Here is a 16,233-nt window from a genome sequence, read left to right on the forward strand (position 1 = left end):
GTGTTGGAACCATCGTGCACCAACGCTTCCCATTAGATAATTTGCCGAGCAGCGCTATGAGATCAGGATGATCCTGGCCTCGGCCAGGAGCCGTCATGTCTCAACCTCGCGCCCGGATTGCCTCACAGTTAGGCCTCGCATTAGCCGTGATACTGGCTGTTGTCATCAGCGGTAGTACGGTATTCGCCTTGCGTTCCCTGGACTCCGCCAACCTCGACACCCGCGAAGAGCACCTGGCCAGCGAGGCGCGGCTGCTCGCCGATCAACTCAACACCTTCCACAGCACCTTGCGCGAAAGTACCCAGCGCTTGAGCGGGCTGTTTGAAAAGCGCTTCGGCGCCGGGTTGAGCGTGCATGCGGATCAACCGGTTACCGTCGCCGGGATGCAGACGCCAGGCCTGTACCTGGGCAATGACGTGTTGAACAACGATTTCGATGAGGTCGATGAATTCAAGGACACCTCCGGCGGCGTGGCCACGGTATTTGTGCGCAGTGGCGAAGACTTCATTCGTGTCAGCACGTCCTTGACCAAGCAGGATGGCAGTCGCGCCATCGGCACGGTGCTGGATCATCAGCACCCGGCGTATCAGCGCCTGCTTGCCGGGCAGAGTTATGTGGGCCGTGCGGTGCTGTTCGAACGTTCCTACATGACCCAGTACACACCGGTGCGCGACGCGGCCGGCAAGGTGATCGCGGTGCTGTTTGTCGGCTTCGACTACACCGACGCGCAGAATGCCCAATTCGAAAACCTCAAGCGCTTCCGCATCGGCAAGACCGGCTCCCTTGCGTTGCTGGACGAACAGAAGCGCTGGCTGGTGCCGCCCGCTGGTGTGCAGGCACTGGATCAGGCAATCCCGGTGATGCTCGACCTGGCGAATAAGCCGGGCGAGGGCCGTTTCTGGAGCGACAAGAACGAAGACTTTTACAGCGTCTCGGTGCCCTTCGAAGGCGGCCCGTGGTCGGTGGTCGCGAGCATGCCCAAGGCTGAGATCCGCGAAGTCACCTGGGCCGTGGGTATCCGCCTGGTGATCGGCAGCGTGCTGGCGATGCTGTTCGCGGTCGGCGCGGCGGTGTGGCTGTTGCGCAGCAAACTGCAGCCGTTGAGTGATCTGGTGAGTCAGGCCGAGGCCTTGGGTGCCGGTGATTTGAGTGCACGCTTGAACGTGTCCAGCCATGACGAAATCGGCCAGTTGGCACGCAGCTTCAACCAGATGGGCGAGGCGCTGTCGACCATGGTTTCGCACATTCGCAGCGCAGCCGAAGAAGTTAATAGCCGTGCCCAGGCCTTGTCCGGTTTGTCCGGCGGAGCTTATGAGGGCATGGAGCAACAGTCGGGCGAAATCACCAGCATGGCCGGCGCGGTGGAAGAGTTCAGCGCCACCTCGCTGAACATCGCCGACAACATGGGCAATACCGAGCGCCTGGCGCAGGAAAATGCGCAGCAGACTCGTATTGGCCGTACCTCGATGCAAGAGGCGTCGTCGTCTCTTGAGCACATCGCCACTGCGCTGAACAGCACCGCCACGGTGATCAACACCCTTGGCCAGCGCTCCCAGGAAATCGGCGGGATCGTCGGCGTGATTACCTCGATCGCCGAACAGACCAACCTGCTGGCGCTCAACGCCGCCATCGAAGCCGCGCGGGCCGGTGAACAGGGCCGCGGGTTTGCCGTGGTCGCCGACGAAGTGCGCAACCTGGCGTCGCGTACCCGCCAGGCCACTGATGAGATTTCCGGGATGATCCAGAGCATCCAGCAGGAAACCGGCAATGCCATCAGCACCATGGAGCACGGCAATGTGTTGATGCAGGAAGGCCTGTCGCGCAACGCCGACGTGGCCTCGGCCCTGGCGCGGATCGACGAGCAGAGCCGCTCGGCCGGCCAGCAGTTTGCCGCGATCACCACCGCCACCCAGGAGCAGAGCAGCACCGCGACCTTGCTCAGCAGCAACTTGCAAAGCATTGCGCTGGCCAACAGCGAGCAGCGTGAAGTGGTGTCGAACCTGGCGATTACGGCCAAGGAGTTGGAGACGCTGGCAGCGAGCTTGCGGCATGAGGTGGATCGGTTTCGCTGAAACTGGATTGGCGCACACTTCCCGCCCAGGCCCTGCTGATGCTCACAAGGCTCAGGTGATCGCTGCCGGACGATATTGCAGCGCCTCTTGCAGGTGATGGCGAGCGATAGTGTCTGCTTGTTCCAGGTCCGCCAGCGTGCGCGCTACCTTGAGCAGCCGGTGCGCCGCGCGCAGCGACAATGTCAGTCGCTCGCAAGCGGTCTCCAGCCAGCTTTCGTCGACCTTTGCCAGCGTGCAATGCTTGCGCAGCCCCGGTAGATCCAGGAAGGCATTGGCGCAGCCCTGGCGCTTCAGCTGACGCTCCCGGGATTCGGCAACCTGCGCCGATGCCTTCGCCGTGTTATCGCCATCCTGCAGGGCCGGGTTCAGCGCGGTGGTCTCCCGGGCGACGGTGACGTGCAAGTCGATCCGGTCCAGCAGCGGCCCGGAGAGTTTGTTGCGATAGCGCTGAATCTGCTCCGGTGTGCACCGACAGCGCCCGCTGGGATCGCCCATGTAACCGCAGGGGCAGGGGTTCATCGCCGCCACCAGTTGAAAGCGCGCCGGAAAACTCACCCGGTCGCGGGCGCGAGAAATCACGATATGCCCTGATTCAAGGGGCTCGCGCAGCACCTCCAGGACCTTGCGATCAAACTCCGGCAACTCATCCAGGAACAACACCCCGTGATGGGCCAAGGTGATCTCCCCGGGCTGCGGCTTCGAGCCGCCACCCACCAATGCGGGGCCTGATGCAGAGTGGTGCGGCTGACGAAACGGCCGGTGCGGCCAATGGCTCAGCGGCGCGAGGCTGACCACTGACTGAATCGCTGCCACTTCCAGGGCTTCCTGTTCGCTCAGCGGGGGCAATAACCCAGGCAGGCGGCTGGCGAGCAAGGTCTTGCCGGTGCCGGGCGGCCCGCTCAGCAACAGGTTGTGCGCGCCTGCAGCGGCAACCAGCAGTGCACGCTTGGCCATTGACTGGCCTTGCACTTCGCTCAGGTCCGGGTACGGCTTGTTCAGGTACAGCAGTCCATCGGACTTGTAGGGCTCAATCGGCGCATGCCCATTCAGGTGTGCCACCACTTGGAGCAAATGGTCGACTGCAATGACCGTCAGCCCGGACGCCAGGCACGCTTCCTCTGCATTCGCCCGAGGCACTATCACGGTGCGTCCGGCCTTGCGTGCTGCCAGCGCCGCGGGCAGCACGCCTTTCACCGCTCGCACCGCGCCGGACAGTGCCAGTTCGCCCAGGCATTCCACGTTATCCAGGGTCAGCGCCGGCACCTGCACGCTGGCCGCCAGGATCCCCAAGGCAATCGCCAGATCAAAACGCCCGCCGTCCTTGGGCAGGTCGGCGGGTGCGAGGTTGAGGGTGATCCGGCGGTCGGGGTATTTCAGTGCTGAATTGAGAATGGCACTGCGTACACGGTCCTTGCTTTCCTTGACTGCGGTTTCCGGTAGACCCACCAGAGTCAGGGACGGCAACCCATTGGCCATATGCACTTCGACGGTGACGGCAGGGGCTTCGACGCCAATTTGGGCGCGGCTGTGGACAATGGCGAGGGACATGCTCGTTCCTTGAAAGGGAGGGCCGCTTCCTGCGGTTTTTCAAGGGTAGACGAGGTGGAATAGAGCGGGGCGTGGAGGTTTTACAGAACGTATCCAGAGAACGACGCAGAACAAATGTGGGAGCGGGCAAGCCTGCTGCCACATTTTGACCCCGTTGCGTCAGTTACTCGGCCGGGGGTGTCAACCGCGCTTCCAGCTCAGCCACTTTGGCTTCCAGGCTCTCCAACCGTGCACGTGTGCGGGCCAGCACGACCATCTGGCTATCAAACTCTTCGCGGCTCACCAGGTCGAGTTTGCTGAAGCCGCTCTGCAGCAGAGCCTTGAACTGGCTTTCGATTTCATTGCGGGGCAGCGGGGTGTCGCCGCTGAACAGGCGAGAGGCGTGGCCGCTCAGGGCATCGAGGAGATCTTTGGGCGCGAGCATGGGAAATATTCCGGAAAACTGTTGGCCGGCAGTGTATCACGCAGCGTCTATAGTGATTTTCACGGCCTGCCGCGCACGCTTTTCGCGCAGCCGGCCGTAGGGCTGCGCACTGTTTTTGTGCGCATTGCGTTCGCCAGAAAGCCCCGCAGGTGGGCGTAAGTGAGCAAAGGACTGATTTCAGTGATTTTTACGGAGCTGGCAAGGTTTCTGCTTAGACGATCATGACCCATGCACTGATGCAGTCGCTGTGACGAATGCAGTGCGCCGACGGATCAGGGGTACAGGTTTCGTCACCAGTGGTTCGCTGACGTCGCCACGGCAATTGCCCTTGCGACGACGCGTTACAAAGCCAGGCACTGCGCTTAGACTTGAGACGGGTTTGTTTTCCTGGGGCAAGTCCACCAATTCGGGAGAGAGTTTTCATGAAGCTAGTCACTGCCATCATCAAGCCGTTCAAGTTGGACGATGTACGCGAGTCGTTGTCCGAGATCGGCGTGCAGGGCATTACCGTTACTGAGGTCAAAGGCTTCGGTCGGCAGAAGGGTCACACCGAGCTGTATCGCGGCGCGGAATACGTGGTCGATTTCCTGCCGAAGGTGAAGATTGATGTCGCCATTGACGACAAGGATCTTGACCGGGTTATCGAGGCGATAACCAAGGCCGCCAACACCGGCAAGATCGGTGACGGCAAGATCTTCGTGGTCAATCTGGAACAGGCTATTCGCATCCGTACCGGCGAAACCGATACCGACGCAATCTAAGCCGCCAAACCCCAACGCCCCAGGAGAAAACAATATGACTCTGCGTAAATTCGCAGGGCTCGGAGCCCTGTTGTCCATCGTAATGCCCAGCCTGGCCATGGCGGCAGACGAAGTGGCTGCTCCAGTCCTCAATTCCGGCGACACTGCATGGATGCTCACATCCACTGCGCTGGTGCTGTTCATGACCATTCCAGGCCTGGCGCTGTTCTACGGCGGCATGGTGCGTTCCAAAAACATTCTGTCCGTGATGATGCAGTGCTTCGCCATCACCGGCCTGATCACCATCCTGTGGTTCGTGTACGGCTACAGCATGGCGTTCGACACCACCGGGATGGAAGCGGGCGTCGTCAACTTCAACTCGTTCGTCGGCGGCTTGTCCAAATTGTTCCTGTCGGGTGTGACCCCTGCGAGCATCACCGGCCCTGCGGCGCTGTTCCCTGAGGCGGTGTTCGTCACCTTCCAGATGACCTTCGCGATCATCACCCCGGCGCTGATCGTCGGTGCCTTCGCCGAGCGTATGAAATTCTCCGCGATGCTGATCTTCATGGGCGTCTGGTTCACCCTGGTCTACGCACCGATTGCCCACATGGTCTGGGGCGGCCCGGGTTCGTTGCTGGGCGACTGGGGCGTGCTGGACTTCGCAGGCGGCACCGTGGTGCACATCAACGCCGGTGTGGCTGGCCTGGTGGCGTGCCTGGTACTCGGCAAGCGCAAAGGCTTCCCGACCACTCCAATGGCGCCGCACAACCTCGGTTACACCCTGGTGGGTGCCGCGATGCTGTGGGTCGGCTGGTTCGGCTTCAACGCCGGCTCCGCAGCGGCAGCCAACGGCACTGCCGGCATGGCGATGCTGGTCACCCAGATCGCTACCGCTGCTGCAGCGCTGGGCTGGATGTTCGCCGAGTGGGTCACCCACGGTAAGCCAAGCGCACTGGGCATTGCCTCGGGTGTGGTCGCTGGCCTGGTGGCAATCACGCCAGCCGCTGGCACCGTGGGCCCGATGGGCGCCCTGGTGATCGGTCTGGCTGCCGGTGTGGTGTGCTTCTTCTGCGCCACGACGCTGAAACGCAAGCTGGGCTACGACGACTCCCTGGACGCCTTCGGCGTACACGGTATCGGCGGTATCCTCGGCGCAATCCTGACCGGCGTGTTCGCTGCCCCTTCGCTGGGCGGCTTCAACGCGGCCACCACTGACATCGCGGCGCAAGTCTGGATCCAGTGCAAAGGCGTCGGCTTCACTGTGATCTACACAGCCATCGTGACCTTCATCATCCTCAAGGTGCTGGACGTGGTGATGGGCCTGCGTGTGACCGAAGAAGAAGAGGCGGTCGGCCTCGACCTGGCGCAACACAACGAGCGCGGCTACAACTTGTAAGTACGCGAAAAAAAGATGCCCGGCTTGCCGGGCATTTTTTTGCCTGGCGTTTGTCAGTCATAACAAGCTGTGTCGGTTTTTGCGCCCAGTTTGTGATGGGGCGCACGCGGCACTTTCCAGCGTGCGAATGTCTTACAGGCATGTAGGCGTATTCGGCACTTTGTTTTTTCCCAGAGCGCGCTAGAATGCGCGCCGATGGGCGGAGAACTGTATGTGGCAACAGACCCTGATCACCCTGCGGGCAAAGCCCCGGGGCTTTCACCTGGTAACCGACGAGTTACTTGCCGGCCTGCCTGAATTGAAGGCATGTCGCGTGGGCCTGTTGCATCTGTGGCTGCAGCACACCTCGGCCTCGTTGACCGTCAACGAGAATGCCGACCCGGCGGTTCGTCGTGACTTCGAGCGTTTCTTCAATTCGCTGGTGCCGCAGGGCCGGGCAGGATTCGAGCACAACGACGAAGGCCCGGACGATCTGCCGGCGCACTTCAAGGCCAGTCTCCTGGGCTGCCAGCTGAGTTTGCCGGTGAAGAACGGCCGCTTGGCGATGGGGACCTGGCAAGGTGTTTATCTGGGCGAGCACCGTGATCATGGCGGTGCTCGTAAAGTCCTCGCCACTCTGCACGGTGATGGGGCATAAGCCACTGGTTATCCAGTGGATGTTGATTTTTTTCCGGCGACCTCGACAGAGGGTGAAGCTGGGCTATAACTAATCTGCTTTTCGCAAGTCATGAGGTAGAACATGAGCGACGATGATCTGGAAAACGACGAACTGGAAGTAGGTGACGAAGACGACACCGAAGAAGGTCTTGAAGCGGCGGCTGAAGACGTTGCTGACGACGACGGTGGCGATGATGCGCCTGTTCCGGCTGCCAAGGGCAAGGCCAAGGCTGCTGTTTCGGTAGACGAACTGCCGAGCGTCGAGGCCAAGAACAAAGAGCGCGATGCGCTGGCCCGTGCGATGGAAGAATTCCTCGCTAAAGGCGGCAAAGTGCAGGAAGTCGAGGCCAACGTGGTGGCAGATCCACCGAAGAAGCCAGATAACAAGTACGGCAGCCGACCTATCTGAGGTCTGCCACCTGCTTGCTGAAAGAGCCCGCCGTCGCTGCGGGCTTTTTCATGCCTGCAGCAAACTGGCTGGCCCACCGCATTCCTGTGTGGGCGCTGGCTTCAGTGTGTATGCCAACTGCGCAGCAGTGGCGGCAGTTCGGTCAAGCTGCGAATCTCGGCATCCGGGCGCTTATCACCTTCCCATGGCTTGCCTGTCGGGTTGAACCACACTGCACGCAGGCCCGCCTGCTGCGCCCCGGCGATGTCATCACCTGGGTGGTCGCCCACGTGCACCGCCTTGCTGGCGTCCACGCCACCGCGCTGCAACGCTTCCTGAAACAATCGCGCATCCGGCTTGGCGATGCCGACATCTTCGGCGCGCAGCGCAAAGTGAAAGTAGTCCGCCAGGCCCACGCGTTGCACATCAGCATTGCCATTGGTGATCACTCCCAGCAAAAAGTGCTGGCGCAAGGCTTGCAGCATCGGCTCGGCTTCCGGGAATACGCTGAGCTGGTGGCGTGCGTGGATGAATGCCTCGAAGCACACATCGGCCATTTCCGTGGCCTCGGGCTGTGGATAACCGGCCTCTTCAAAGGCGTGCATCAGCACCCGGTGGCGCAGGATGCTGATGCGGTATTTCAGTTCGGGATGACGCTCCAGCACGTGTTGGCGCAACTGGGCGAAATGCTCCAGGGGCAAGTCGCCGACCTTGGCGGCGTTCACCGCCAGCCATTCGCGCATCGACGCCTCGGCGCTGATGATGACGGGTACGTTGTCCCAGAGTGTGTCGTCCAGGTCGAAGGTGATCAGCTTGATACTCATGAGTCGCCGCCCTTGATGCGTTTGGCCCGTGGATGGGCGCTGTCGTACACCGTTGCCAGGTGCTGGAAGTCCAGATGGGTATAGATCTGCGTAGTCTTGATATCGGAGTGGCCGAGCAGCTCTTGTACCGCGCGCAGGTCCTGGGACGATTCCAGCAGATGGCTGGCAAAGGAGTGCCGCAGCATATGCGGATGCAGGTTCTGGCCCAGCTCGCGCTCGCCGGCAGCCTTGACCCGCACCTGGATGGCCCGAGGCCCCAGGCGCCGGCCTTGCTGGCTGATAAACACGGCGTCGTCCACCGGGTTGGCCAGGGCGCGTAGCGGCAACCAGAGTTGCAGCGCCTCGCGGGCCTTCCTGCCGACCGGCAGCACACGGGTCTTGCTGCCTTTGCCAAGCACTTGCACCAGGCCGTCCGCCAGGTCCAGTTGATCCAGGTTGAGGCCGGTCAGCTCCGACAGGCGCAGGCCAGAGGAATAAAACAGCTCGAGGATCGCCTGGTCGCGGTGGGCGAGGAAGTCATCCTCTACCGCACCCTCCAGCAGTTGCAGGGCGCGATCGGTGTCGAGGGTCTTGGGCAGGCGCCGCTCGCCCTTGGGCGGGGACAGGCCGTTGGCCGGATCGTGGTCGCACAGGCCTTCGCGGTTGAGGTAGTGATAGAGGCCGCGCACCGCCGACAGTAGGCGCGACAGGCTGCGCGAGGACTGGCCCTGCTGGTGCAGGCGCGCGATCAGGCTGCGCAGGCCCTGGATATCCAGGGCTTTCCAGCTGCTGATCTGGTGTTTTTCGCAGTACGCCAGGACCTTGTTCAAGTCCCGTCGATAAGCTTCCAGGGTATGGGGCGACACCTGGCGCTCGTTGCGCAGGTGAGCGCAATAAGCGTCCAGTTGCCGTTCCATGGCTAGCGCACCGCGCGCAGGGCGGTGGTGAAGCGCGGTAATACCCGGCCCAGCACTTCGGCGATATAGGTCAGGAACAGCGTGCCTACCGAGCTTTTGTAGTGTTGCGGGTCACGGCTGGCGATGGCCAGTACGCCGTGCAGGCCTTGATGGCTGAGCGCGACCACGGCGGTGGAGCCGATCTGCTTGCGCTGTTCGGCGCCAAACAGGAAGTCCAGTTCGTGCTCGCGCAAGGTACCGCTGATGGTCTTGCCTTCGGACAACAGGCCGCCGATCGCGGTTTGCGCATCGCCACCGCTGACCCAGCGACCCACCGGCATCGGGTTGTCGCTGAACAGGATCAGGCTGACAAAGGGCACCTGGAAGTCCTGGCGCAGGCTGTCTTCGACGGCGATCACCGTTTCTTCCAGGCTGGTGGCGTCCATCAGGGTCAGAATCAGGCGGCGGGTCTTGTCGAAAAGGCGGTCGTTGTCGCGGGCCACGTCCATCAACTGCGAGAGACGATGGCGCATTTCGATATTACGCTCGCGCAGGATCTTCATCTGCCGCTCCACCAGCGACACGGTATCGCCGCGCTGGTGAGGGATGCGCAGGGCCGGCAGCAGCTCTTCGTGCTCGACGAAGAAATGCGGATTCGCCTCAAGGTACGCCGCGACGGCAGCGGCCTCCAGACTTTCGCTCGGGGTAGCTTGTGCGGGTACTTGAGGCTTATCGGTCATTAGCTTTGCTCACTCATAGACGGACCTGTCCTTCGTATACACGCGAGGCCGGCCCGGTCATCATCACCGGGTGGCCAGGGCCTGCCCATTCGATGGACAGGCGTCCACCGGGCAGGTCGATCAGCAGCGGCGAATCCATCCACCCCTGGCTGATCGCGGCCACGGCAGCGGCGCAAGCACCGGTACCGCAGGCCTGGGTTTCGCCGGCGCCGCGTTCCCACACACGCAATTGCGCGCGGGTACGGTCGATCACCTGCAGGAAGCCCACGTTGACCCGTGCCGGAAAGCGCGGGTGGTGTTCGATCTTCGGCCCCAATTCATGCACGGGCGCGTTGTTGATATCGTTGACCCGCAGTACGGCATGGGGGTTGCCCATGGACACCGCGGCGATATCGACAGTCTTGCCGTCCACGTCCAGCGCATAGCTGGTGGCCTGCTCGGTGGCCTGGAACGGAATGTCCGCCGGTACCAGGCGAGGGGCGCCCATGTTGACGCTGATCTGGCCGTCGCTGCGGATATCCAGCTCGATCACGCCGCTCTTGGTCTCGACGCGAATCTGCCGCTTGGCGGTCAGGCGCTTGTCCAGCACAAAGCGGGCGAAGCAGCGCGCCCCGTTGCCGCACTGTTCCACTTCGGAACCGTCGGAGTTGAAGATCCGGTAACGGAAGTCCACCTCCGGGTTGCTTGGTGCCTCGACGATCAGCAATTGGTCGAAGCCAATCCCGGTATGCCGGTCGCCCCACTGTTTAGCGTGCTTGGGCAGGATGTGCGCGTGCTGGCTGACCAGGTCGAGGACCATGAAATCATTGCCCAGCCCGTGCATCTTGGTAAAACGCAGCAGCATGGCTTACTCCGGCAGCAGGCTTTCGCCAGCATACAACTCGGCTACCGTCTCGCGGCGACGCACTTCGAACGCTTGATCACCGTCCACCAGCACCTCGGCGGCACGGCCGCGGGTGTTGTAGTTGGAACTCATGACAAACCCGTAGGCACCGGCCGAATGCACGGCCAGCAAGTCGCCTTCCTCCAGTGCGAGCTGGCGGTCCTTGGCCAGGAAGTCGCCGGTCTCGCAGATCGGGCCGACGATGTCGTAGGTGCGCGGCGCGCTGTCGCGAGGTTTCACGGCAGCGACGTCCATCCAGGCCTGGTACAGCGCCGGGCGGATCAGGTCGTTCATCGCCGCGTCGACGATGGCGAAATCCTTGTGCTCGGTGTGCTTGAGGTACTCGACCTGGGTCAGCAGCACGCTGGCGTTGGCGACGATGTAGCGGCCCGGCTCGAACATCAGCGTCAGGTCGCGGCCTTCGGTGCGTTCGCGCACGGCCTGGATGTAGTCGGCAATCAGCGGCGGTTCTTCGTCGCGATAACGTACGCCGACACCACCACCCAGATCGATGTGGTGCAGGTAGATGCCGCACTCGCCCAGGCGATCGATCAACGCCAACAGGCGGTCGAGGGCATCCAGGAACGGCGGCAGGGTGGTCAGTTGCGAACCGATGTGGCAATCGACACCCAATACTTCCAGGTTCGGCAGCTGGGCGGCGCGGATGTACACGTCCTCGGCGTCGGCAATGGCGATGCCGAACTTGTTCTCTTTGAGACCGGTGGAAATGTACGGGTGGGTGCCGGCGTCGACGTCCGGGTTGACGCGCAGGGAAATCGGCGCGCGAACGCCCATCTCGGCGGCCACGGTCTGCAGGCGTTCCAGCTCATCGGTGGATTCGACGTTGAAGCAGTGCACGCCCACTTCCAGGGCGCGGCGCATGTCTTCGCGGCTCTTGCCGACGCCGGAGAACACGATCTTGTCAGCCTGGCCGCCAGCGGCCAGTACTCGTTCCAGCTCGCCACGCGACACGATGTCGAAACCAGCGCCCAGGCGCGCCAGGACATTCAGTACGCCGAGGTTGGAGTTGGCTTTCACCGCGTAGCACACCAGGTGCGGCACGCCGTTCAGCGGATCGGTGAACGAGCGGTACTGCGCTTCGATATGCGCGCGCGAGTACACGTAGGTCGGGGTACCAAAGCGCTCGGCAATCGCGGACAACGCCACGCCTTCCGCGAACAGCTCGCCGTCCCGGTAGTTAAAAGCGTCCATGATCTTCCCTTAGTAGGTGTCGTGCTTATGCGCTTTGGCGGGTTTTTGCGACGATTGCGCCTGTTCATTCGGATCTTTGCTGTCATCGGGCAGGTACAGCGGGCCTTTTTGACCACAGGCACTAACGAGGCAGGCGACCGCGACGAGCGCAGCAAGGGAAGAGATCAGGCGCTTCATGGCGAAATCCTTGAATATGCATTAATTGCGCCCGAGTATACCGACCACCCGCCAGCTTGCCTATGCGCTGGAATACCCGTCCAGCGGGGGTTTGCCGAGATAGTCGGGAAACGTCCTACGCTCGATGGGGATATTTCATTCCGTCGATCGTGATGAAATCGGTATCCTTTGCAATCGGCGGGGCTCGCCCGTATCGTGCGGCGCTTGAGCAAAACCAGACACTTTTGAGGTTGCCACAATGAGTTTGACCGAAGCCCGTTTTCACGACCTGGTGGATTCGACCCAGCAGGCACTGGAAGATATTTTCGACGACAGCGGCCTGGACGTGGACCTGGAAAACTCGGCCGGCGTGCTGACCGTCAAGTTCGAGAGCGGCCAGCAGTTGATCTTCAGCCGCCAGGAGCCGCTGCGTCAGTTGTGGCTGGCGGCGCGCTCCGGTGGCGTGCACTTCGACTACGAAGAAGAAAGCGGCAAATGGCAGTGTGACAAGAGTGAAGAGCTGTTGGGCGAGATGGTCGCGCGCCTGGTCCACGAATATACCGGCGCCGAGCTGGATTTCGACGAGATCTGACCGTGACCCAGCCTGCACCTGTCCGCCCGCCGAAGCCGCTGTTCAGTAACGTCAGCCCGGCGGTGCCGTCACCTTGTATCAGTTTGTGTCGTCTGGACGAGCATAAAGTCTGCCTTGGTTGCTTCCGCCACGTGGAAGACATCCGTGAATGGCGCTCCGCCGACGATGCCCGGCGCCGGGTCATCTGCCTGGATGCCGAGCAGCGCAGGGCGCGCGCCTGAGGTCGTCTTGTTTATTTGTGACGCTGTGGTAGTGTCCGGGTACGCCTCAACTCATCGAGGCCCGTGAGAACCCCGCCTTTTCCTGGCGGGGTTTTGCTTTTTTTGTGCAGAAAAAAGGAGTCTGCCTGAATCATGACCACCGCACCGTCCATCATTCTTACCCGTCTTGACGTGCAGCGTCTGGAGCAACTGATCGACCGCTTGGGCGACGAGTCTCCCGGCGTCGAAGCGTTGCAAGCCGAACTCGACCGCGCCGAAGAGGTGGTCGGTCACGATGAAGTGCCTGCGGGTGTCGTGACCATGAACTCCAGCGTGCATTGCCGTGAGCAAGGCAGCGGCAAGGACTACCACCTGACCCTGGTCTACCCCAAGGACGCCAATGCCGACGAAGGCAAGATCTCGATCCTGGCGCCGGTCGGCAGCGCGTTGCTCGGCCTGCAGGTGGGCCAGCATATCGACTGGCCAGCGCCAGGCGGCAAGACGCTCAAGCTGGAATTGCTCAGCGTTGAAGGCCAGCCCGAGGATGGCGGCGCCTTTCCTCTCTAAATCTGGCTCAGCGCCGCATTGAGCGACAGCTCCAGCTCGGCTTTGTAGCGCAGGTACAAATTGCTCGGGCTCTGTACATCACCGAGCAGGCCCGACAGGTCCAGGTCGGTGATGTAGCAGCGGTATCGTTCGGCTTCCCGACGTTGCCCGACAATTTCCTGTGCGACCACTGCAAACAGCTGGTCGCCAAACTCCAGTTCGCAAAACTCCCGCTGATTGCAGTACAGGGTAATGCCCACTTGGCCGGGCGCCGCCTTGCCAATAATCGCCTGCACGTCATAAAACGGTTTGTTTGTCGGGTTTTGCGGCGCCGGCCGCGGCTCGATGCCGCGGGCGCGACTGCTGCCCGACGGCAACAGCTGGTAATAAAAGACTTGCACCTCGCCCAGCGGTTGTTGCGGGTCCAGCGGTGACAGCGCATCCCGGCGATAAATGATCGATTGCAGGAAGCGCTGCAACGGCGCCAACAAGCTCTGCTCATCATGGAACGGCAAGCGTTGCTGCCAGAGCGCGTTGAACTCATCCAGCACATACAGCTCGGCGAAACCCTCGTTGACCCGGTAGAACACCTGCACGCAATCGGCCATGCCCATCGGCAGCAACAAGGCCAGGTCGTGGTCTTCCAGGGCCATGGCGTCCAGGTGCAGCGGGCTGTAGCTGGCCAGTTCTTCGCTGAGGTAGGCAATCAGCGCGTCCTGGGTCGCCAGCGACACATGGGTGGCCTGGCCCGGCGTCAATTCCATCACGTGATAGTGCTGTTGTACCTGGAGCAGGTAGCGGTGATTGCCCTGGCCGAGCAGCAGGTTCTGCGCGGTGTCGAAGATTTCTTCGACACGCTGGGCAATGAACTGCGCACGGTTGTGACAGAAGCAGCGCACCCGCAACCGCGGCAGATGGTCGGCCGGCAGTTGGTTGAGGTAGTCGCGCAGGCAGTCGAGCAGCGCATGGGGGCCGTCGTAACGACTGACCATCACCTCGTTCCAGCTATTGAGCGTGACCTGGTCCAGGGTCAGCACCAGGTTGTCGCGCACCCCGGCATAACTCAGCGAGTCGGTACGCTCGGTGGTCATCAGGATATTCAGGTCGCGGTGATGCTTGAGCGGGTCGACGCCGACGTTGATCAGCAACAACACCTCCTCGGGCACCGCCGAGCGCAGCAGGCGTGCCTCATCGACGCTGGCCAGCGGCAGGGCGATGGTCTGTTGCAGGCTGCCGAGCAGGTTGAACAGCTCGAACTCGGTCATGTCGCTGACGCCTGGATGCAGCGCCAGGCGGGTGCTGCTGTCGATCACGCCGTTGCGGTGGCACCAGGTGAGCATTTCCAGCAGGTCACGGCTGCGCTTGATCGGCGCGAAGTGTTCCCATTCCAGGGCCGTGAGGTTGCCGTTGTACAAGCCCCAATGGTGCTGGCCCGGCTCCTTGCGATTGGGCGACTGCACCAGGGTGAGGGTGTCTTCGGCCAGGTCCGGGGCGATGCCGGGGTTGATGAATTCGACCTTGCCGGCCTTGCGTTCGAAGGCGGCATACAGGCGCCGGCCCAGCACATTGAGGTCGCGCTTGTTGATCAGGCTGACGGTCTGTTCGGTGCGGGCAAACTGAGTCAGGAAGCGATAGCTGTAGTTCAGCTCGTTGACCAGGGCGCGGCGCTCGGACGCCACCTGGCGTACTTTCCACTGGCTGCGGCTGTCCAGCAGCGCCAGCTGGCGTTGGTCCCAGCCCCACTCATGTGCCAGGCGCTCCAGCAACAGTCGCTGCCAGCTGGTCGCGCGCTGGCCGACGGTCAGCTTGCGGTTGACTTTCAGATATAGCGCCCGCCGTACCAGTTCCAGGCGTTCCGGCTCGTGACGGGCCTTGAGGTATTCCTCGATGCGACGGTAGACCACGATGTACGGGTCGAGCTCATCCAGGTCCATCTGGTTGGCGAACACCGCGCGCTTGAAGCGCAGGCTCAGGCACTGCACGTTCGGGTGCTCGCTGGCGTAGACCTCGGTCAGCAGCAGCTTGAGCACCGACTTGTAGGGTGACTCGATGCCCTTGAACAGCTGCCACAGCCCGGCGCCGATGAATTCGCCCGGAGGAATGTGCGCCAGGTGGCCGAGGTCGAGGGTTTCATCGGCGCGGATAAAGCGCTTGGAAATCAGCGTATGGGTGAACTCGGCATAGCGGGTCTCTTCGTATACCGGCACGAGCCACCAGATCGGCGTGCGCCCGGCCAGCCAGATGGCGGTGCGGTAGAACTCGTCCAGCAACAGGTAATGCTGGGTGGTGCCGCAGTCGTCGGAGCTCAGTTGCGTGTCGCGCTCGCCGAGCACAAAGCGCGTCGGCTCGATCAGGAAGAAGTGCGCTTCGGCGCCCATGCTCAGGGCCCAGGCTTCCAGCAGCTGGCATTTTTTGCGCAGTTCGGCCAGCTCGGTTTCGCCGAGGTCCGGCGCATGGCACACCCACACGTCCATATCGCTCTGATCAGCCTGGGCCAGGGTGCCAAGGCTGCCCATCAGGAACAATCCATGAATCGGCCGTGGCGGGTTGCCATGGCGTGGCTTGTAGGAGAACGAGCGGGTCAGACGCTGGGCTTCGGTCAGGGCTTGGGGGTCGGGTTCGAAATTTGAGAGCCCCGCAGGCGTGCTGCCCGAGACATAGCCTGGCAGCAGCGGGTGATTGACGTGAAAGAACAGCGGCAACAGGGTCAACACGCTTTGCTGGCGTGGCGTCAGCCCCTCGACGGCCCGGGCCATGCGGCCTTCATTGAGGGCCATGAAACGCGCGCGCAGTTGGGCCAGTACCTTGCGGTCAATGCCTTCGTCCAGGTCGGGGCGGATTTCGTGGGTGCGGGTCATGTCGAATTCGTTGGCTCGCAGGGCCCAACGTGGGCGGCCGTGTCGGAGTTTACAGCCAGTAGCGTAGGAGGTTTAGAGGGAAATTGTTTTTGGCGCCAGAATTTTGTGGCGTCCACGGCAAC

17 protein-coding genes are annotated in these 16,233 nt (G+C 62.2%); 8 read left to right on the plus strand and 9 right to left on the minus strand.

Going from position 1 to position 16,233, the window contains the following annotated elements; genetic code table 11:
- The first annotated feature begins 95 nt into the window (after nt 1–95).
- Nucleotides 96–2,072 (plus strand): methyl-accepting chemotaxis protein, encoded by a 1,977-nt coding sequence (locus tag NTD80_RS11480; protein WP_262133649.1) that lies wholly within the window; start codon nt 96–98, stop codon nt 2,070–2,072.
- 51 nt (nt 2,073–2,123) lie between these two features.
- On the opposite strand, the gene NTD80_RS11485 is transcribed toward NTD80_RS11480, so the two are convergent.
- Together NTD80_RS11485 and NTD80_RS11490 are read right to left on the minus strand one after the other, a co-directional pair.
- Entirely contained in the window at nt 2,124–3,620 is a 1,497-nt protein-coding gene (locus NTD80_RS11485) for a YifB family Mg chelatase-like AAA ATPase (RefSeq protein WP_106802305.1), read from the minus strand.
- Between the two features lie 163 nt (nt 3,621–3,783).
- On the minus strand, nt 3,784–4,044 hold the full coding sequence (locus NTD80_RS11490) for an accessory factor UbiK family protein (protein WP_027608312.1): 261 nt from the start codon (nt 4,042–4,044) through the stop codon (nt 3,784–3,786).
- Nucleotides 4,045–4,466: 422 nt separating this feature from the next.
- On the opposite strand from NTD80_RS11490, the gene glnK reads away from it, so the two are divergent.
- The 4 genes from glnK to sutA all read left to right on the plus strand — a co-directional run bounded on the left by glnK (nt 4,467) and on the right by sutA (nt 7,246).
- Nucleotides 4,467–4,805, plus strand: a complete 339-nt coding sequence (glnK, locus tag NTD80_RS11495) for a P-II family nitrogen regulator (RefSeq protein WP_002555808.1) — start codon at nt 4,467–4,469, stop codon at nt 4,803–4,805.
- Between the two features lie 34 nt (nt 4,806–4,839).
- Complete coding sequence (locus tag NTD80_RS11500) at nt 4,840–6,180, plus strand: ammonium transporter (protein WP_065902443.1); 1,341 nt, start codon at nt 4,840–4,842, stop codon at nt 6,178–6,180.
- 211 nt (nt 6,181–6,391) lie between these two features.
- Nucleotides 6,392–6,817 carry a secondary thiamine-phosphate synthase enzyme YjbQ gene (locus tag NTD80_RS11505; RefSeq protein ID WP_106802306.1) on the plus strand — a complete coding sequence of 142 codons (426 nt, stop codon included), beginning with the start codon at nt 6,392–6,394 and terminating at the stop codon, nt 6,815–6,817.
- A gap of 102 nt (nt 6,818–6,919) precedes the next feature.
- Nucleotides 6,920–7,246 carry a transcriptional regulator SutA gene (gene sutA, locus NTD80_RS11510; protein ID WP_015886504.1) on the plus strand — a complete coding sequence of 109 codons (327 nt, stop codon included), beginning with the start codon at nt 6,920–6,922 and terminating at the stop codon, nt 7,244–7,246.
- A gap of 101 nt (nt 7,247–7,347) precedes the next feature.
- Here the strand turns inward: sutA and NTD80_RS11515 are convergent, their stop codons facing one another.
- Genes NTD80_RS11515 through lptM form a run of 6 tightly spaced genes read right to left on the minus strand, consistent with a single transcriptional unit; the run spans nt 7,348 to nt 11,936 of the window.
- The gene (locus NTD80_RS11515) at nt 7,348–8,049 is read right to left on the minus strand and encodes an HAD family hydrolase (protein ID WP_262133653.1); all 702 of its coding nucleotides are present in this window, start codon (nt 8,047–8,049) and stop codon (nt 7,348–7,350) included.
- Nucleotides 8,046–8,945: a tyrosine recombinase XerC gene (gene xerC, locus NTD80_RS11520; protein WP_065902437.1), complete on the minus strand. Its 900-nt coding sequence runs from the start codon at nt 8,943–8,945 to the stop codon at nt 8,046–8,048. The genes NTD80_RS11515 and xerC overlap by 4 nt, the downstream gene beginning before the upstream one ends.
- Before the next feature lie 2 nt (nt 8,946–8,947).
- Complete coding sequence (locus NTD80_RS11525) at nt 8,948–9,664, minus strand: DUF484 family protein (RefSeq protein ID WP_120450487.1); 717 nt, start codon at nt 9,662–9,664, stop codon at nt 8,948–8,950.
- A 13-nt stretch (nt 9,665–9,677) separates the two neighbouring features.
- On the minus strand, nt 9,678–10,508 hold the full coding sequence (gene dapF / locus NTD80_RS11530; protein WP_065902435.1) for a diaminopimelate epimerase: 831 nt from the start codon (nt 10,506–10,508) through the stop codon (nt 9,678–9,680).
- Between the two features lie 3 nt (nt 10,509–10,511).
- A complete protein-coding gene (lysA, locus tag NTD80_RS11535; RefSeq protein WP_262133654.1) occupies nt 10,512–11,759 on the minus strand; it encodes a diaminopimelate decarboxylase in 1,248 nt (415 codons plus the stop codon).
- Nucleotides 11,760–11,768: 9 nt separating this feature from the next.
- The gene (lptM, locus tag NTD80_RS11540) at nt 11,769–11,936 is read right to left on the minus strand and encodes an LPS translocon maturation chaperone LptM (RefSeq protein WP_017845169.1); all 168 of its coding nucleotides are present in this window, start codon (nt 11,934–11,936) and stop codon (nt 11,769–11,771) included.
- Nucleotides 11,937–12,174: 238 nt separating this feature from the next.
- Between lptM and cyaY the strand changes: the two genes are divergently transcribed.
- The 3 genes from cyaY (at nt 12,175) to rnk (ending at nt 13,274) form a co-directional block, all read left to right on the plus strand.
- On the plus strand, nt 12,175–12,507 hold the full coding sequence (gene cyaY, locus NTD80_RS11545; RefSeq protein WP_065902433.1) for an iron donor protein CyaY: 333 nt from the start codon (nt 12,175–12,177) through the stop codon (nt 12,505–12,507).
- Nucleotides 12,508–12,509: 2 nt separating this feature from the next.
- Nucleotides 12,510–12,728 carry a DUF1289 domain-containing protein gene (locus NTD80_RS11550; RefSeq protein WP_120450485.1) on the plus strand — a complete coding sequence of 73 codons (219 nt, stop codon included), beginning with the start codon at nt 12,510–12,512 and terminating at the stop codon, nt 12,726–12,728.
- Between the two features lie 132 nt (nt 12,729–12,860).
- Complete coding sequence (rnk, locus tag NTD80_RS11555; protein WP_262133655.1) at nt 12,861–13,274, plus strand: nucleoside diphosphate kinase regulator; 414 nt, start codon at nt 12,861–12,863, stop codon at nt 13,272–13,274.
- On the opposite strand, the gene NTD80_RS11560 is transcribed toward rnk, so the two are convergent.
- Nucleotides 13,271–16,111, minus strand: coding sequence for a class I adenylate cyclase (locus NTD80_RS11560; protein WP_262133656.1), 2,841 nt, complete (start codon nt 16,109–16,111; stop codon nt 13,271–13,273). The two genes, rnk and NTD80_RS11560, sit on opposite strands and share 4 nt — an antisense overlap.
- Between the last annotated feature and the right edge of the window lie 122 nt (nt 16,112–16,233).

Origin of the sequence: Pseudomonas sp. 13B_2.1_Bac1 (genome assembly GCF_025466155.1) — a bacterium.
GTDB classification, from domain to species: domain Bacteria; phylum Pseudomonadota; class Gammaproteobacteria; order Pseudomonadales; family Pseudomonadaceae; genus Aquipseudomonas; species Aquipseudomonas aylmerensis.

Bases quoted from the DNA above. Each gene is read 5' to 3' on its own strand.
- NTD80_RS11480 (WP_262133649.1), top strand. From the start codon at position 96: ATGTCTCAACCTCGCGCCCGGATTGCCTCACAGTTAGGCCTCGCATTA.
- NTD80_RS11485 (WP_106802305.1), bottom strand. From the start codon at position 3,620: ATGTCCCTCGCCATTGTCCACAGCCGCGCCCAAATTGGCGTCGAAGCC.
- NTD80_RS11490 (WP_027608312.1), bottom strand. From the start codon at position 4,044: ATGCTCGCGCCCAAAGATCTCCTCGATGCCCTGAGCGGCCACGCCTCT.
- glnK (WP_002555808.1), top strand. From the start codon at position 4,467: ATGAAGCTAGTCACTGCCATCATCAAGCCGTTCAAGTTGGACGATGTA.
- NTD80_RS11500 (WP_065902443.1), top strand. From the start codon at position 4,840: ATGACTCTGCGTAAATTCGCAGGGCTCGGAGCCCTGTTGTCCATCGTA.
- NTD80_RS11505 (WP_106802306.1), top strand. From the start codon at position 6,392: ATGTGGCAACAGACCCTGATCACCCTGCGGGCAAAGCCCCGGGGCTTT.
- sutA (WP_015886504.1), top strand. From the start codon at position 6,920: ATGAGCGACGATGATCTGGAAAACGACGAACTGGAAGTAGGTGACGAA.
- NTD80_RS11515 (WP_262133653.1), bottom strand. From the start codon at position 8,049: ATGAGTATCAAGCTGATCACCTTCGACCTGGACGACACACTCTGGGAC.
- xerC (WP_065902437.1), bottom strand. From the start codon at position 8,945: ATGGAACGGCAACTGGACGCTTATTGCGCTCACCTGCGCAACGAGCGC.
- NTD80_RS11525 (WP_120450487.1), bottom strand. From the start codon at position 9,664: ATGACCGATAAGCCTCAAGTACCCGCACAAGCTACCCCGAGCGAAAGT.
- dapF (WP_065902435.1), bottom strand. From the start codon at position 10,508: ATGCTGCTGCGTTTTACCAAGATGCACGGGCTGGGCAATGATTTCATG.
- lysA (WP_262133654.1), bottom strand. From the start codon at position 11,759: ATGGACGCTTTTAACTACCGGGACGGCGAGCTGTTCGCGGAAGGCGTG.
- lptM (WP_017845169.1), bottom strand. From the start codon at position 11,936: ATGAAGCGCCTGATCTCTTCCCTTGCTGCGCTCGTCGCGGTCGCCTGC.
- cyaY (WP_065902433.1), top strand. From the start codon at position 12,175: ATGAGTTTGACCGAAGCCCGTTTTCACGACCTGGTGGATTCGACCCAG.
- rnk (WP_262133655.1), top strand. From the start codon at position 12,861: ATGACCACCGCACCGTCCATCATTCTTACCCGTCTTGACGTGCAGCGT.
- NTD80_RS11560 (WP_262133656.1), bottom strand. From the start codon at position 16,111: ATGACCCGCACCCACGAAATCCGCCCCGACCTGGACGAAGGCATTGAC.